This window comes from Micromonospora sp. DT229, from assembly GCF_049844505.1.
Taxonomy (GTDB): Bacteria; Actinomycetota; Actinomycetes; order Mycobacteriales; family Micromonosporaceae; genus Micromonospora.
This window is the reverse complement of record NZ_JBNCLD010000001.1, coordinates 527191-541792: the sequence shown is the minus strand read 5'-3', so window position 1 is coordinate 541792 and position 14602 is coordinate 527191. Positions and strand designations below refer to the sequence as shown.

Genomic DNA, 14602 nt, shown 5'->3' with positions numbered 1-14602 from the left:
TGATCGGCGTGGGGTTGGCGAACGTGGCATTGGCCACAGCGCGCTTTCTTGCCAAGAGTTTGCAACTGCGCAAGTATGGCGCAGTGGCGATCCAAGATCGCACCCGTCGGGCGGCCTGCCGACCGATCACCTCGGGTGGGACGCCGCACCTATCGTCGCCACCCGCGAGGAGCGGTAACAGTCATGTCCCGAACGACCGGTGTCCGGCTGGCCGCCAGCGCCGCACTGCTGCTCGCCCTGGTCGCCTGCTCGTCGCCGACCACCCCGTCCGGCACCCCGGGCGGGACCACATTGATCGTGGCGACCGCCGGGGAACCGGACACCCTGAACCCGGTGCTCAACTACGGCGTCGACGGCGGTTCGCTGATCTTCGACGGTCTGGTCGCCCGGGACGAGGGTAATCGTCTCGTCCCGGCCCTGGCCCGGGACCTGCCGGAGGTCTCCGGGGACGGCAGGACGGTCACCGTACGGCTGCGCGAGGGGGTGCTCTTCCACGACGGCACCCCGCTGACCGCGCGGGACGTCGTCTTCACCTACCAGGCGGTGCTCGACGAGAAGGTCGACTCCGTCCTGCGCAGCGACCTGGACATGCTCGCCTCGGTCGCCGCCCCGGACGACACCACTGTGGTCTTCACCCTCCGGTACGCCTACGCGCCCTTCCTGCAACGGCTGACCCTGGGCATCGTGCCGGCCGCCGCCTTCGAGGGGCAGGACCTCAACCGGGCCGGGTTCAACCGGCAGCCGATCGGCACCGGGCCGTACCGGGTCACCTCCTGGACCCCGGGCGACCGGCTGGTGCTGGCCGCCAACGACCGCTACTGGGGCGGACGCCCGGCCAACAGCGGGGTGGTGGTCGCCTTCGTGCCGGACGACAACGTCCGCGCCCAGCGCACCCGCGCGGGCGAGTTCGACGCCGCCGAACTGCCCCCCAAGCTGGCCGGCGGCTTCGACAACCTGCCCGGCTACCGGGTGCACAAGGTGCCCACCGCGGACTACCGGGGGGTCATGCTGCCGATGGGCAACCCGGTGACCGGCGACCTGGCCGTGCGCCGCGCCCTGAGCGCCGCCGTCGACCGCACCGCGATGGTCGACGGGGTCCTCGGCGGGGCCGGCGAGCCGGCGTACGGGCCGGTGCCGCCCTCCTCGGAGTTCGTCGAGCCCGCCGCGGCCGGGGCACCGACCGCCGACCCGGCCGCCGCGACCGCCCTGCTGGACGCCGCCGGCTGGCGACCCGGCCCGGACGGCATCCGGGTCAGGAACGGCACCCGGGCCGCCTTCAGCCTGATGTACCCGGCCGCCGACAGCCTGCGCAAGGAACTGGCCCTGGCGGTCACCGCCGACGCCAAGAAGGTCGGCATCGCGATCACCCCGGAGGGGCTCACCTGGGACGCCATCACCCCCCGGATGGGCTCCGACGCCCTGATCATGGGTTACGGCACCCCGTACGACCCGGACTTCGTCTCCTACAAGCTGTTCCACTCCGACTTCGCCGGGCAGGGCTTCTTCAACCCCGGCTCGTACGCCTCCCAGGCGACCGACCGGGCGTTGCGCGAGGGTCGGGCCGAGGCCGACCCGGCTCGGCGCAAGGCCGCCTACGCCACCTTCCAACGGCAACTGGCCACCGACATGCCGTGGGTGTTCCTCACCTACCTGGAGCACACCTACGTGGTGCGGGACTCCGTGCAGGGTGTGGTGGCCCGGGTCGAGCCGCACGAGCACGACGTGGCCAACAGCATCTGGTGGAACATCAACACCTGGACCCGGCGTTCGTGACCACTCCCACCCCGGTCCGGCGGCGGCGCCGCACCGGCGCCGCCCGGATGATCCGCAACCGGCTGCTGGTGGCCGTGCCGGTCCTCTTCGTCACCAGCGCCGGGATGTTCGCCCTCGGCGCCGCCTCGCCGATCGACCCCGCTCAGCAGTACGCCGGGGCGGCGGCCTTCACCACCAGCGAGGAGAACCTGGCCCAGATCCGGGCCAACTGGGGTCTCGACGATCCCCTGCCGGTGCAGTACCTGCGCTGGCTGGGCAACCTGCTGCGGGGTGACCTGGGCTGGTCGACCAGCCGACACGAGCCGGTGGTGGACGTGCTGGCCGCCCGGGCCGGCTGGACCCTGCTGCTGGTCGGCGCCGCCCTGGCCGTGGTGCTGGTGGCCAGCCTGCTGCTGGGCACCCTGGCCGCGTACCGCCGGGGTGGCTGGTTCGACCGGGCGCTGCGGACCACCGCGTACACCATCCAGTCGGTGCCGTCGTTCTGGCTGGGCCTGGCCGCGATCGCGGTGTTCGCCCTGAGCCTGGGCTGGCTACCGGCCGGCGGCCTGACCGACATCACCGCCACCGAGACCCGGGTCGCCGACGTCGCCTGGCATCTGATCCTGCCGGTCGGGGTGCTGGCGCTGTCCCAACTGCCGTGGTTCGTGCTGTTCATCCGTGACTCGGTCGCCGACAGCCTGCGGGAGGACCACGTGCTGGCCGCCCGCGCCCGTGGCCTGCCCGGGCGTACGGTCCTGTTCGGTCACGCCCTGCGTACCGGCCTGCTGCCCTTCCTCACCCTGATCGGCACCCACCTGCCCGAACTGGTCGGCGGGGCGGTGCTGGTGGAGACCGTGTTCTCCCTGCCCGGCCTGGGCGCGGTGACCGTGCAGGCCGCCCTGGGCAGTGACTTCCCGCTGCTGGCCGCGACCACCCTGGCGACCACCGTCGTGGTGCTGGCCGCGAACCTGGCCACCGACCTCGCCTACTCCGCCGCCGACCCACGGGTACGCCTCGAATGACCGCCGCCACCCTGACCCGTGCCCGCCGACTGCCCCGACTGCGTCCGGGCCGCCTCGGCGCGACCGTCGCCGGCACGGTACTCGCCATCACCGTGCTGGCCTGCGTGTTCGCCCCGCTGCTCTGGCCGCTGGACCAGAGCGCGGTCGACCTGTCCCAGACCCGGTCGGCGCCCTCGCTGTCGCATCCCGCCGGCACCGACGACCTCGGCCGTGACGTGCTGCTGCGCAGCATCTACGGGCTGCGGGTGTCACTGCTGGTGGGGGTCATCGCCGCAGTGGTCGCCGCGGTGATCGGTGGTGCCGTCGGCGCCCTGGCCGGCACCGTTGGCGGCTGGGTCGACCGGATCCTGATGCGTCTGGTGGACACCATCGCGGCCATGCCCCACCTGCTGCTGGGCATCTTCATCGTGGCGATGCTGCGCCCCAGCCTCGGTGCGGTGGTGCTCTCCATCGGGCTGACCCACTGGCTGTCCACCGCCCGGATCGTCCGATCCGAGCTGCTGAGCCTGCGAAACCGGCCCTTCATCGACGCGGCTGTCAGCGGCGGAGCCGGCCGGATGCGGGTGCTCACCCGGCACCTGCTGCCGCATGTGCTGCCCCGGCTGGCCCTGGCGGTCACCCTGATGATCCCGCACGCGGTGTGGCACGAGACCGCCCTGTCCTTCCTCGGCCTGGGTCTGCCCCCGCACCTGGCCTCCCTCGGCAACATGATCAACGATGGTCGGGGCTCCCTGCTGGCCGGTGCCTGGTGGGCCAGCCTCACCCCCGGCCTGGTGCTGATCGTGGTCACCCTCGCGCTGGCCACCCTCACCGCCCACTGGCGGGACCGTCTGGATCCCCGGGTACGCGCGGAGTTGCAACTGTGACCACCACCGAACCGCTGCTGGCCGTCGCCGGGCTGACCGTCCGGTTCCGGCTGTCCGACGCCGTGGTGCACGCCGTCACCGACCTGCACCTGGCCATCCGCCCCGGGGAACTTCTCGCCGTGGTCGGGGAGTCGGGCTGCGGCAAGTCCGTCCTGGCCCACGCCCTGCTCGGCCTGCTGCCCGGCAACGCCACCGTCACCGGCAGCGCCCTGCTGCGTACCGGTTCGTCCTCCGCGATCGACCTGCTCACCTGCCCGCCACGACAACTGGCCCGGCAGGTACGCGGGCGGGTCGTCGGGCTGGTGCCGCAGAGCCCCGCGACCTCCCTGACCCCGGTGCGTACCGGCCGTCGGCTGCTGGTGGAGACCCTGCGGGCGCACGGTCACACCAGGGCGCAGGCCCCCGCCGGCGCCGACCGCCTGGCCGTCCAGGTCGGCCTGGACCCGGTGGACCTCGACCGCTACCCGCACGAGCTGTCCGGTGGCATGGCCCAGCGACTGGCCACCGCCCTGGCGCTGGCCCCCGACCCGCCGCTGCTGCTGGCCGACGAGCCGACCACCGGACTGGACCGCCCCCTGGTCGACCACACCCTCGATCTGCTGCGCCGCCGCTGCGACGCCGGAGCCGCCGTCCTGCTGATCACCCACGACCTGGCCGCGGCCCAGCGGGTGGCCGACACCGTGGCGGTCATGTACGCCAGCCGCATCGTCGAGCACGCCCCCACCGAGGCGCTGTTCGAGGCACCCGGGCACCCCTACAGCGCGGCGCTGCTGGACGCCCTGCCGCAGCGGGCCTTCCGGCCGGTGCCGGGTCATCCGCCGATGCTCACCGACCTGCCGGTCGGCTGCGCCTTCGCCGCCCGCTGCGACCGGGCCACCCCGGCCTGCCGGGTGCAGCCGGCCTTCACCGGCACCCGCGCCGGCCAGGTCGCCTGCCACCACCCGCTGGAGCGCGCCGAACTCCGCGCCGAGGTGCCGGCGTGACCGGCCGGGCCCTGGCCGCCTGCCAGGTCAGCGCGAGCTACGGCCAGCAGCGGGTGCTCGACGCCGTGGATCTGCACATCGTCGCCGGTGAGACCGTGGGCCTGCGCGGCCCCTCCGGCAGCGGCAAGTCCACCCTGGCCCGGCTGCTGGCCCTGCTGCACCGGCCGGACTCCGGTCACATCAGCCTCGACGGCACGCCGGTGACCGGCACCCGCCACCAGGTGCCGGTGGCGCTGCGTACCCGGGTGGCGATCCTGTTCCAGAGTCCCCGCGCGGCCACCGACCCCCGGCTGACCCTGGCCGACACCATCGCCGAGCCGCTGCGCGCCACCGGCACCCCGGCGGAGCAGGTCCGCGAGCGTACGGCCGAACTGGCCGACACGGTGGGGCTGACCGCCGACCTGTTGACCCGCCGCCCGCACGCGGTCAGCGACGGCCAACTGCAACGGGCCTGCCTGGCCCGGTCCCTGGTGCACCGGCCCGGGTACCTGCTGTGCGACGAGGCCACCGCGATGCTGGACGCCTCCACCCAGGCCCATGTCGCGGCCGTGATCGGGGATTACCAGCGCCGGCACTCCGCCGGGGTGCTGGTGATCAGCCACGATTCCGCGCTGCTGGCCCGGTGGGCCGACCGGGTCGTCGACCTGTCCTGACGAATCGGTGGCCGCGCACGTCGGCGGCCCCGGGGACGTTCCCCGGGGCCGCCATGGCGTGGATCAGCTGGTCGGGAAGTTGTCCGGAGTACGGATGCGCTCCCGCATGAAGACCCCGGAGGGGGTCAGCACCGAGGTGCCGGTGTAGTTGCTGCCGTTGCAGGTGCCGGGCCGCAGCGCGGCACTGCCCTCGGCCTTGTCGGAGAAGGTCCAGTTCGCGTAGCCGATCTTCAGCCGGTCCAGCAGGTCCAGCCACTGGGTGCTGCTGGCCAGGTCGACACCCCCGTCACCGGTGTAGTCCACCGTGCCGAACTCGGTGACGAACAGCGGCAGCCGGGCCGCCGCCCGCTCCACCTCGGCCCGGTAGTTGTCCCGGTGCGAGGCGGCGTAGAAGTGGAAGGCGTACATGATGTTGCCGGCGTTGACCGGGTTGTTGACGATCTCGGTGTGGCTGGCGCCCTCGGAGACCCCCAGCGAGGACCAGGCCCGGGTGCCGACGATGATCACCGCGTCCGGGTCGTTGGCCCGGATCACCGGGATCACCTGGTCGGCGTAGTTCTTGATGGTCGACCAGCTGACCCCGTTGGGCTCGTTGGCGATCTCGTAGATCACGTTGTTCTTCGACGCGTGCCGGGCGGAGACCGAGGCGAAGAAGGTCTTGGCCCGCTCCAGGTTGAACATCGGGTCACCCGGAGTGAGCAGGTGGAAGTCGATCATCGCGTACATGCCCCGCCGGGTGGCCTCCTCGACCAGGTTGTTCACCCGGTTGGTGAACCCGGCCGGGTCGGTCTCGTAACCCTGCTCCTGCACGTACATCGCGATCCGGAACAGGTCCGCCCGCCAGTCGGTCGCCAGGGCGTCCAGGGAGGCGTTGTTGTAGCAGTTGCCGAACCACTGGATGCCGTGGGTGCTCATGCCCCGCAGCTGGATCGGCCGCCCGTACTGGTTGCACAGGTTGACCCCGCAGACCCGCAGCTGACCGTTGATCTGCACCGGGGTCTGCCCCGGCGGCGGGGGCGTGGTCGGCGGCGGGCTGGTCGGTGGCGGGGAGGTGGGCGGGGGAGTGGTGGTGGAACCGGTGCAGGGCACCCCGTTGAGGGTGAAGGCGGTCGGCGACGGGTTGCTGCCGGTGAAGCTGCCGTTGAACCCGATGCTGGTGCTGGCCCCGGTGGCCAGGTTGCCGTTCCAACTCTCGCTGCGCGCGGTGACGGCGCTGCCGCTCTGGCTCCAGGTCGCCGACCAGCCCTGGGTGACCCGCTGCCCGCCGTCCGGGAAGCTGAACCCCAGGGTCCAGTTCCCGATCGCGTCGCCCAGGTTGGTGACGGTGACGTTGGCGGTGAAGCCGTTGGACCAACTGTTCGTCGAGTAGGTCACCGAGCAGCCGGTGGCGGCCATCGCGTTCGTGGCGGGCAACGCCACGAGGGTGCCGAGGGCCAGCGCACCGACGGTGCCGGCTGCGACCAGGAGCCGCCGTGGACGAGACGGAGGACGCTTCATGTGGACCGTCGCAATCTGGTCGTGGTGGTGGGTACGGCTCGGGTGGGTCCGCCGACTCCGCCGACGGCCCGGGAGCGCTCCCACGAGAGCCTACGTGGGGTCGAAACAATCACGCAATATTTCGATGCATCGAAGTCTCGGCAATGGTTGACGCCCCGGAGGACGGCTCCGGGGCGTCAGGGTCGGCGTACCTGCTCAGGGTTTGGTCGGTGGCGCGCTCAAGGTTGGTCGGCGGCGCGGCGCCGATCCGCCTCGGCGTCGGCGGCCCCCACCGGGGTGGGGTCGAGGTCGCGCCGCGCGCCGCTGAGGTCGACCTCGGCACCCGCGCGAGCGGCATCGGCCGCCGCGTCGTCCGCGCCGATCACCTCGCCGCCCTCGGAGTCCCCGCCGTCGGCGACCAACTTGCCCGCCGCGTTGACCGCGATCGGGGTGTACCTGGGATCGGTGGTCATCTCATCCTCCCTCGTGCCGATGACCCCTCAGGTACCCGTCGGCGACGGCGGCCACACGGCCAGGCGAAGGTGGAGGGTTCGCATCTTTGCCCTATGGCAAACGCCACATCCCCGGGGAGGAAGTGTCCTATTCGCCCGTACATCCGGATCACTCGGTAGCGCCCTGCACTGGCACCGGCACTGGCCGTGGCCTCGGTGGGCGTACGTTATGGAATCGTCGCGGCGTGGCCGTGCGCAGGTTTGCACCGGTCACTACCCTGGGCCTGATCATGTGCCAGAGAACCTCTCGACTTTGACAAGGGCCACACATGAGTGACAGTTATCCGCCGTACGGGGGGCAGCCGGATCCGAACGCGGGGGGCTGGGGCAATCCGCCCGGACCCCCGGCCGGACCGTTCCCTCCCGGCTCCCCGGTCGGTCAGCCACTCCCGCCCGGATCTCCGGTCGGTCAGTCCGGCTACCCGTCGCCGTACGGTGCCCCGCCCCCACCACCCCCGCTCCCGCCGTACGGGGCCCCACCGCAACAGCAGAAGTCGAAGAACGGGCTCTGGATGGGGCTCGGTATCGGCGCCGTGGTGATGGCCGTCCTCGTCGCCTGCGGCGGCACCATCGGCTACTTCATGCTCTCCGGCGACGACGAGGACAACCCCACCCCGGTGGCCAGCGGCTCCAGCAGCCCCTCCGCCGCCCCGGAGAACTCCGAGTCCCCCGACGCGGCACCGCCGCCGCCGGAGCCGGAGGAGCAGCCGGACAACAACAACGCGGTCACCGCCCGCAGCTCCAGCGACATGTCCGCGGTGTGTGACGGCAGCCCCATCCTCAACGCCGCGGCGTACACCGGCGCGAAGGGCGCCAAGGTCTTCACCTTCGCCAACTCGCCGGAACGCCCGCAGTCCTGGCTGACCAAGTCGGTGGGCTACAACAAGCCGTACTACGCCAAGATCGCCGACTGGGCGAAGGTCTCCGTGATCGGCTGCCTCTCCTTCGAAGAGGGCAGCGAGGGCGAGCCGCGCAAGTGCGACTACAAGGACAGCGACGACAAGAAGATCACTGTCGACTACATCTCCGCGCGCTACACCCTGACCTTCTACGCCGCCAAGACCGGCGAGAAGATCGGTGACGGTGGCCGGGTCAACGCTCCGGCGGTCCGCTGCCCGAGCTTCATCTCCTACAACCGGCAGACCATGAAGGCGTACGCCTCGCCGGACGACGGCGCCCTGGAGCTGGCGCTGGACAAGTTCACCTCCTGACGAGTACGCGATGACGGCGGGGACCCGATCGGGTCCCCGCCGCGTCGTTGCCGCCGACTGGCAGGCTGTGTGCCATGGGGAGCCTCGTTGCGCAGTTGCCCGCCCTGCTCGGTGTGCTGGTCGGCACCATCGGCACGATCGTGGCCACCTCGCTCGCCGACCGCGCCCGGTGGCGCCGACACCAGGGCGTGCGATGGGACGAGCGGCGATTCGACGCGTACGCCGAATTCGCCCGCGCGCTCAAGGAGGTGCTCACCATCGCCAGCCGGCTGATCGGCGGCTACCTCGACCGGGAGCAGGAACTCGCCCTGCTGACCGAGGCCAACTTCCGGCACACCATCGCCTGGGAGAACGTCCTGCTGCTAGGCGACGCCCCGACGGTGACCGCCGCCCGGGCCTGGCGCGACGCGGTCTGGCAGGTCGAACGCCTGGCCCGCGACGGCTCCGCCGCGGACGGACTGCCCGACCTGCTGCACCGTGTCAACGAGGCACGGGACCAGTTCTACGACGCGGCCCGCGGGGGCCTCGGCGTCAGCGGCGGCTCGGTGGCCCAGGCCGCGCTGCTGGTCGACCGGCTCTACCCACGCCACAGCCGCCCGCCCGCGCAACGCTGAGACAACCCGTGCCTCAATGAGCTGGTGCCCTGATCACCCTGCGGCGCTCAGACGCGCAGTGTTCAGGCGCGCTGCGCGGGTTGGTCCAGGATGGCGCTGAACCGCTCCTCGGCCAGGTCGAGCTGGTCGAGGATGTGCCGGCGCACCGGGGCGGACAGGGGAGTGTCGGCGCGGGTGACCAGATCGCGGAAGACCGGCACCAGGGGACGGTACTTGCGCGCCAGCGCCGCCACCTTCGGCCCGACCGAGTGGATGACCCCGACACCGTTGTCGGTGAAGTCGGAGACCTTGATGACGCGGGCCCACGGCTCACCGTCGAGACTGTGCACCAGGTGCTCACGGTACTGCTCGTTGCGGTCCCGCTCCGGATCCCACGGCGGATTGGTGACCGCCGCGACCAGCCGCGCCACCCGGGCACCGAACCGGTCCGCGAGCACCGCCAGCGCCGCCCCGGTCGGGTCGCCCCCGGTGTACGCCCGGCCGGCCAGCTCCGCCGGATGATCCTCCACCGCGTCGTGCAGCAGCCCGGCGACGATCACCTCCGGGTCGCGTACCTGGTAGTGGTGCATCAACCGGATCGCCACCCGCAGCAGGTGGTTGACGTACGGCTCCCGGGTCCGCCGGTCGTCGCGGTGCAGCCGGGCGGCCAACTCCAACGCCGCACCGAGCCGATCCTGGGCGTCAGCGTCGAACGCCGCACACTCCAGCCGGAACCTCTCCCGCAGGCCCACCTCGCCGTGCATCTCCGTGATGGCGTGCATCGGCATGGTGGCCAGATACGGCGGTAGATCCATCCGTCTCTTATATCCGATCACCACCCCACCGGTCACCACCCGCCGACCCGACCGGCCGGGACCGGGGCACATGCTCGGCTCTCCGGGCATCTCGATCAGAGCGCATAGGATCTGCCCATGCAGGAGGGCCGGTGGACGACGATCACCCCGTCGCAGTTTGCGCACGAGCGGGAAGCGCTGGCCCACGTCCAGGCCCTGCTGCCGGACACCGAGCCGTACCGTGCCTGGTCGAACTTCACCTTCACCGCACAAACCGGGCATCCGTACGAGGTCGACCTCCTCGTCGCCGCCCCCGGCGGCCTCTACCTGGTCGAGATCAAGAGCTGGTCGGGGCGGCTGACCTCCAGCGGCTCGAACTGGCTGCTGCACGGCCCGAACGGCACCCGCACCTTCGACAATCCGCTGCACCTGGCGGACGCCAAGGCCAAGAAGCTCAAGTCGTTGCTGCAGGTCGCGGCGAGTCGTCGCCGAGGTCAACCGGTGCGGATCCCGTTCGTGCAGGCGGCGGTGTTCCTGTCCAAACCAGGTCTGACGATCGACCTGTCGGATCACCACCTGCACGGCGTCTACGGTCCCGAACCGGCCGACGACCGTCAGGCGACCGGTGATCAGCGGCAGCGGAGGCTGGACCCGCTCACGTCGCTGCTGCTCCGCCGCCCCGACGACGAGCGGCAGCGGGTCACCCGTGAGACCTCGGCGGCCCTGCCCGATCTACTCGCCGACGTCGGCATCGCCCGCAGCCGACGGCACTATCAGGTCGGCGCCTGGGAGTTGGAGACCCGGCCGTTCGACGTGGGGCCGACCTGGCAGGACCACCGGGCCCGGCACCGGGATCTGGAACGGGAACGCCGCCGGGTGCGGATCTATCTGGTCGAACGCAACGCGGCGCAGACCGAGCGGGCGAGCATCGAACGGGCCGCCCGGCGGGAGATGGAGGTGCTGCACGGCATCAGCCACCCCGGCATCGTGCAGGTCGACTCGATGGAGCAGCACGAGGCCGGCCCCGCGCTGATCTATCGACACGATCCTCGGACGGTTCGCCTCGACCACTACATGGCCCAGTACGGCGAACAACTCGACCCGCTGACCCGCCTGGCCCTGATCCGCCAGCTCGCGGAGACGGTGGCGTACGCCCACCGCCGCAAGCTGCACCACCGGGCCCTCTCGGCGCGCAGTGTGCTGGTCGCCCCGGGGCCGCGTCGGCGCGGCGGCGGCGAGCAGGGGGCGTGGCTGACCCCTCGCCTGCAGATCAGTGACTGGCAGACGGCCACCCGTGGCATCGAGAGCAGCGGCAGTGGCGACCTGGTCACGCCCTCCTCACACGCCGCCGACCACATCGAGCGGTCGGCCGAGGCGTACCTCGCGCCGGAGTTGACCGCCCCGAAGCCCGACCCGGTCGCGATGGACGTGTTCGGCCTCGGCGCGTTGACGTACCTGATCCTGACCGGGCAGCCGCCGGCGGCGCAGCGTCCGGAACTGTTGACCCGGCTGGCCCGCGACAACGGCCTGCGGGCCTCGGCGATCGCCGAAGCGATCAGCACCTTCGCGGACGAGATGATCCAGGCCGCCACGGCACCGGTGCCCACTCAGCGGCTCACCACCGTCGCCGAGTTCATCGAGATGCTTCAGGAGGTGGAGGACGAGCTGACCGCTCCGCCTCCGGCCGCCACGCACTCGCCGGAGCCGGAACCGCCGCAGGTTGATCCGCTGGAGGCACGCGGCGGCGACCGGGTCGGCGAATGGAAGATCGTCCGCAGCCTCGGCACCGGCTCGACCTGCCGGGCGTTCCTCGCCTTCAACGAGCGCACCCGTCGCAACGAGGTCCTCAAGGTCGCCCTCTCCGACGAGAAGGCGGCCCGGTTGGCCCACGAGGCCCGGGTCCTCGGCCCGCTCACCGACTCGCGGGTGATCCGGCTGGCCCGGCCGGAGCCGCTGCAGGTCGGCACCCGCACCCTCGTGGTGCTGGAGCACGCCGGTGACCGCACCCTGGCCCGGAAGCTGCGCGACGACGGTCGGCTCACCGTCGACGAGTTGGAGACCTACAGCGACTATCTGTTCGGCGCCCTGGACTACCTGGAGGGCGAGGGCGTCTACCACCGCGACATCAAGCCGGACAACATCGCCATCCGGGTCCGCCCGAACCGCACCCGTCAACTGGTGCTCTTCGACTTCTCCCTGGCCGGCGTCTCGGTCAAGGAACTCGCCGCCGGCACCCCGCGCTACCTCGACCCGTTCCTCGGCACCGCCGCCCGGCAGGTCTACGACAAACACGCCGAGTGGTACGCCCTGGGCGTCACGCTGCACGAGATGGCCTCCGGTGAGCTGCCGCTGTGGGGCGACGGCGGCACCGAGCCCCAGCTCACCGAGGGCCCGCCGGTGCTGGCCGCGGAGGCGTTCGACGCGGCGATCCGCGACGGGCTGGTGGAGTTCTTCCACCGGGCCCTGCACCGCGACCACCGTCGCCGGTTCGCCTCCCTGAAGGAGATGCGCGACGCCTGGCAGCAGGTGTTCCGCCGGTCCGACGCGAGCGCCCCGGTCGGTAGCGAGCACCCGGAGATCGAGACCGAGGAGCCGGACGAGAAGGCCGCCGAGAAGGCTCGGGAGGAGGCCGCCGGCAAGGCCACCCGCGCCACCGCGCTGGAGGCCGCCGGGCTCACCCCACGGGCGGTGTCCGCCGCGCACCGGGTGGAGGCCACCACCGTCGGCGAACTGCTCGCCGTCGGCAACAACACGTTCGCCACCCTGCCCGGTCTCGGCGCCCGCACCCGCCGGGAGTTGCAGCGCCGGGTCAAGCAGTGGCGCACCCGGCTGGGGGAGCGGGAGACCATTCCCACCTCGGCTGCCGCCCGCAAGGCGGCCACCGCCGAGGTCGCCACCGAGACCACCGCCGCCGGCGGCGACACCGATCTGGTACGCGTCGGACTCGACGCCATCGCCGCCCTGCTCGTACCGGCCAAGAACGGCCGCAACGTCGCCGAGGTGGAAGCCACCCGGCTGCTGTTGAACCTGCCCGACGCCACCGGCGCGCTACCCGCTCTGCAACTGTGGCCGCAGCAGCCCCAGGTCGCCGCCGCCGTCGGGGTCACCTCCGGCCGGATCGCCCAGATCCTCGGCAAGCAGCGTAAGCGCTGGCAGGGCATGCCGGTGGTGGGCAGCGTGCGTACCCAGATCATCGAGCTGTTGCGCGACGGCGGGCGGGTGATGGGGGTCGCCGAGCTGGCTGCGGCACTGCTCATCAGTCGCGGATCGGTGCGCACCGGGGACGACCTGCGGCTCGCGGTGGCGGTCGCCGCCGTGCGGGCGGCCGTCGAAATCGACGCCATCGAGCAGGAGCCGCGCCTGCTGCTGCGGCGGAATGCGCGCGGCGACATCGACGGCACGCCGAATCCGCGCGGCGACCGGCTGCTGGTCGCCCTTGAGGCGGGCGAGGACGACGGTCCGGACGCCCCGGCCGCCCCGGCCCTGCTCGACTACGCCGACGCGCTCGGCAAGGCCGCCGACGAACTCGCGGCCAGCGAGGTACTGCCCAGCGCGGCGACGGTGCTGCGTACCCTCGGGGCCGTCGCCGCGCCCGGCGGCGTGGCGGACACGATCGACGACCGGCGACGCGTGGTGCTCGCCGCCGTGGCCTCGGACCAGGCTGCCGCGACCGCCCGGCTGGAGCTGTACCCGCGCAACCTCGACCCGGTACGCGCGCTGCGACTCGCCCAGGCCGGCGTGGTGCCCCCGGCGACCACCCCCGAGGGGCGGCGGGGCCTGACCCCGGAGCACGTCATCCAGCGGGTGACCGCCCGTTTCCCCGAGCTGACGGCACCGCTGCCGTCGCACCCGAAACTGGACCACCTGCTGGCCGAGGCCGGTTTCGAGCTGCGCTGGGACCGGGACCGGTACCTCCCGCCACCGCCGCGCGCCGGATCATCCTCGATGTCGATCGTCCAGCGTCGCCCGTCGGCCACCAACGCGCCGAGCCGCTGGGAGGCCGAGTCCCCGGAACTGGCGGCAGCGGTGCGGGCCGAGGAGCGGCTGACCGGTGCCAGGTCCGCCGGAGGCTTCCGCGCGTTGACCGTACGCCTCAACCGGTACGCGCTGGCCCGCGCGGAACTGGCCCGACGCTTCGACGCCCGGCCGGTCAACGTGGCCGCGGTGTTCCTGCGTGAGCTACGTGGCCTGGTCGACGCCCGGCCGAAGCCCACCTGGGAGACGGTGCTGGGCGCGGACATCGCCGAGCCCGGCTCCCGGGCCGCCATCAAGCTCGGTGGGTACGTCGACCAGGCATGGCAACTGGCGATGCCCTCGTTGCGGGCGCAGTTGCGCGTCGACGCCGGCCCGGTGCTGCTGCACGACGCGGCGGTGCTGGCCCGCTACCGGGCGATGGAACGTCTCCACGAGATGGCCGAAGCCGCCCGGGCCGGAGAGGGCGACGTCTGGCTCCTCTGCCCGATGGAGGACCCGGGAGTCCTGCCCAAACTGGACGGAGCCGTGGTGCGCGTCGGCGACAACGAATGGATCGCCCTCCCCGACGCCTGGGCCACCAACGCCCACCGCAGCGCCGCCCTAACCTGACCCCCCTCCCTCCCCTCTCTCCCACGTCCCCGGATCGTGGCAGTGTGGCTGCGCGACACGCCGACACCTGAACAGCCCCACTGCCACGTTCAGGGAGGCGTACCAGATGTGGACGGGCTTTGGGGGTTGTGCACAGTGGTTTTGTTGTCCACAGGG

At 72.1% G+C, this 14602-nt stretch carries 11 protein-coding genes; 8 read left to right on the top strand and 3 right to left on the bottom strand.

The genetic code is table 11. From position 1 onward, the window contains the following. Positions 1-183: 183 nt before the first annotated feature. Genes ACLQ2T_RS02565 through ACLQ2T_RS02545 form a run of 5 tightly spaced genes read left to right on the top strand, consistent with a single transcriptional unit; the run spans position 184 to position 5276 of the window. Positions 184-1773 carry an ABC transporter substrate-binding protein gene (locus ACLQ2T_RS02565; RefSeq protein WP_425764362.1) on the top strand — a complete coding sequence of 530 codons (1590 nt, stop codon included), beginning with the start codon at positions 184-186 and terminating at the stop codon, positions 1771-1773. Continuing rightward, entirely contained in the window at positions 1740-2774 is a 1035-nt protein-coding gene (locus tag ACLQ2T_RS02560) for an ABC transporter permease (protein WP_425764361.1), read from the top strand. The genes ACLQ2T_RS02565 and ACLQ2T_RS02560 overlap by 34 nt, the downstream gene beginning before the upstream one ends. Further along, complete coding sequence (locus ACLQ2T_RS02555) at positions 2771-3640, top strand: ABC transporter permease (RefSeq protein WP_425764360.1); 870 nt, start codon at positions 2771-2773, stop codon at positions 3638-3640. Before ACLQ2T_RS02560 ends, ACLQ2T_RS02555 begins: the two co-directional genes overlap by 4 nt. After that, positions 3637-4623 carry an ABC transporter ATP-binding protein gene (locus ACLQ2T_RS02550; protein ID WP_425764359.1) on the top strand — a complete coding sequence of 329 codons (987 nt, stop codon included), beginning with the start codon at positions 3637-3639 and terminating at the stop codon, positions 4621-4623. Before ACLQ2T_RS02555 ends, ACLQ2T_RS02550 begins: the two co-directional genes overlap by 4 nt. Further along, on the top strand, positions 4620-5276 hold the full coding sequence (locus ACLQ2T_RS02545) for an ABC transporter ATP-binding protein (protein ID WP_425764357.1): 657 nt from the start codon (positions 4620-4622) through the stop codon (positions 5274-5276). Before ACLQ2T_RS02550 ends, ACLQ2T_RS02545 begins: the two co-directional genes overlap by 4 nt. A gap of 63 nt (positions 5277-5339) precedes the next feature. Here ACLQ2T_RS02545 and ACLQ2T_RS02540 read toward each other — a convergent pair whose 3' ends face one another. Further along, positions 5340-6773, bottom strand: a complete 1434-nt coding sequence (locus ACLQ2T_RS02540) for a cellulase family glycosylhydrolase (protein ID WP_425764356.1) — start codon at positions 6771-6773, stop codon at positions 5340-5342. A gap of 218 nt (positions 6774-6991) precedes the next feature. Further along, positions 6992-7225 (bottom strand): hypothetical protein, encoded by a 234-nt coding sequence (locus ACLQ2T_RS02535; protein ID WP_425764355.1) that lies wholly within the window; start codon positions 7223-7225, stop codon positions 6992-6994. A gap of 551 nt (positions 7226-7776) precedes the next feature. Between ACLQ2T_RS02535 and ACLQ2T_RS02530 the strand changes: the two genes are divergently transcribed. Both ACLQ2T_RS02530 and ACLQ2T_RS02525 read left to right on the top strand, forming a co-directional pair. Further along, positions 7777-8475: a hypothetical protein gene (locus ACLQ2T_RS02530; RefSeq protein ID WP_425764354.1), complete on the top strand. Its 699-nt coding sequence runs from the start codon at positions 7777-7779 to the stop codon at positions 8473-8475. Between the two features lie 74 nt (positions 8476-8549). After that, positions 8550-9089: a hypothetical protein gene (locus tag ACLQ2T_RS02525; protein WP_425764353.1), complete on the top strand. Its 540-nt coding sequence runs from the start codon at positions 8550-8552 to the stop codon at positions 9087-9089. A 62-nt stretch (positions 9090-9151) separates the two neighbouring features. Here ACLQ2T_RS02525 and ACLQ2T_RS02520 read toward each other — a convergent pair whose 3' ends face one another. Then, positions 9152-9883 (bottom strand): HD domain-containing protein, encoded by a 732-nt coding sequence (locus ACLQ2T_RS02520; RefSeq protein WP_425764352.1) that lies wholly within the window; start codon positions 9881-9883, stop codon positions 9152-9154. A gap of 117 nt (positions 9884-10000) precedes the next feature. Between ACLQ2T_RS02520 and pglW the strand changes: the two genes are divergently transcribed. Continuing rightward, positions 10001-14446 (top strand): BREX system serine/threonine kinase PglW, encoded by a 4446-nt coding sequence (gene pglW / locus ACLQ2T_RS02515; protein WP_425764351.1) that lies wholly within the window; start codon positions 10001-10003, stop codon positions 14444-14446. Positions 14447-14602: the final 156 nt, after the last annotated feature.

What these genes read in the sequence shown, in the direction of transcription:
- ACLQ2T_RS02565 (WP_425764362.1), top strand. Translation starts at nt 184, where the DNA reads ATGTCCCGAACGACCGGTGTCCGGCTGGCCGCCAGCGCCGCACTGCTG.
- pglW (WP_425764351.1), top strand. Translation starts at nt 10,001, where the DNA reads ATGCAGGAGGGCCGGTGGACGACGATCACCCCGTCGCAGTTTGCGCAC.
- ACLQ2T_RS02540 (WP_425764356.1), bottom strand. Translation starts at nt 6,773, where the DNA reads ATGAAGCGTCCTCCGTCTCGTCCACGGCGGCTCCTGGTCGCAGCCGGC.
- ACLQ2T_RS02530 (WP_425764354.1), top strand. Translation starts at nt 7,777, where the DNA reads ATGGGGCTCGGTATCGGCGCCGTGGTGATGGCCGTCCTCGTCGCCTGC.
- ACLQ2T_RS02535 (WP_425764355.1), bottom strand. Translation starts at nt 7,225, where the DNA reads ATGACCACCGATCCCAGGTACACCCCGATCGCGGTCAACGCGGCGGGC.
- ACLQ2T_RS02525 (WP_425764353.1), top strand. Translation starts at nt 8,550, where the DNA reads ATGGGGAGCCTCGTTGCGCAGTTGCCCGCCCTGCTCGGTGTGCTGGTC.
- ACLQ2T_RS02555 (WP_425764360.1), top strand. Translation starts at nt 2,771, where the DNA reads ATGACCGCCGCCACCCTGACCCGTGCCCGCCGACTGCCCCGACTGCGT.
- ACLQ2T_RS02520 (WP_425764352.1), bottom strand. Translation starts at nt 9,883, where the DNA reads ATGGATCTACCGCCGTATCTGGCCACCATGCCGATGCACGCCATCACG.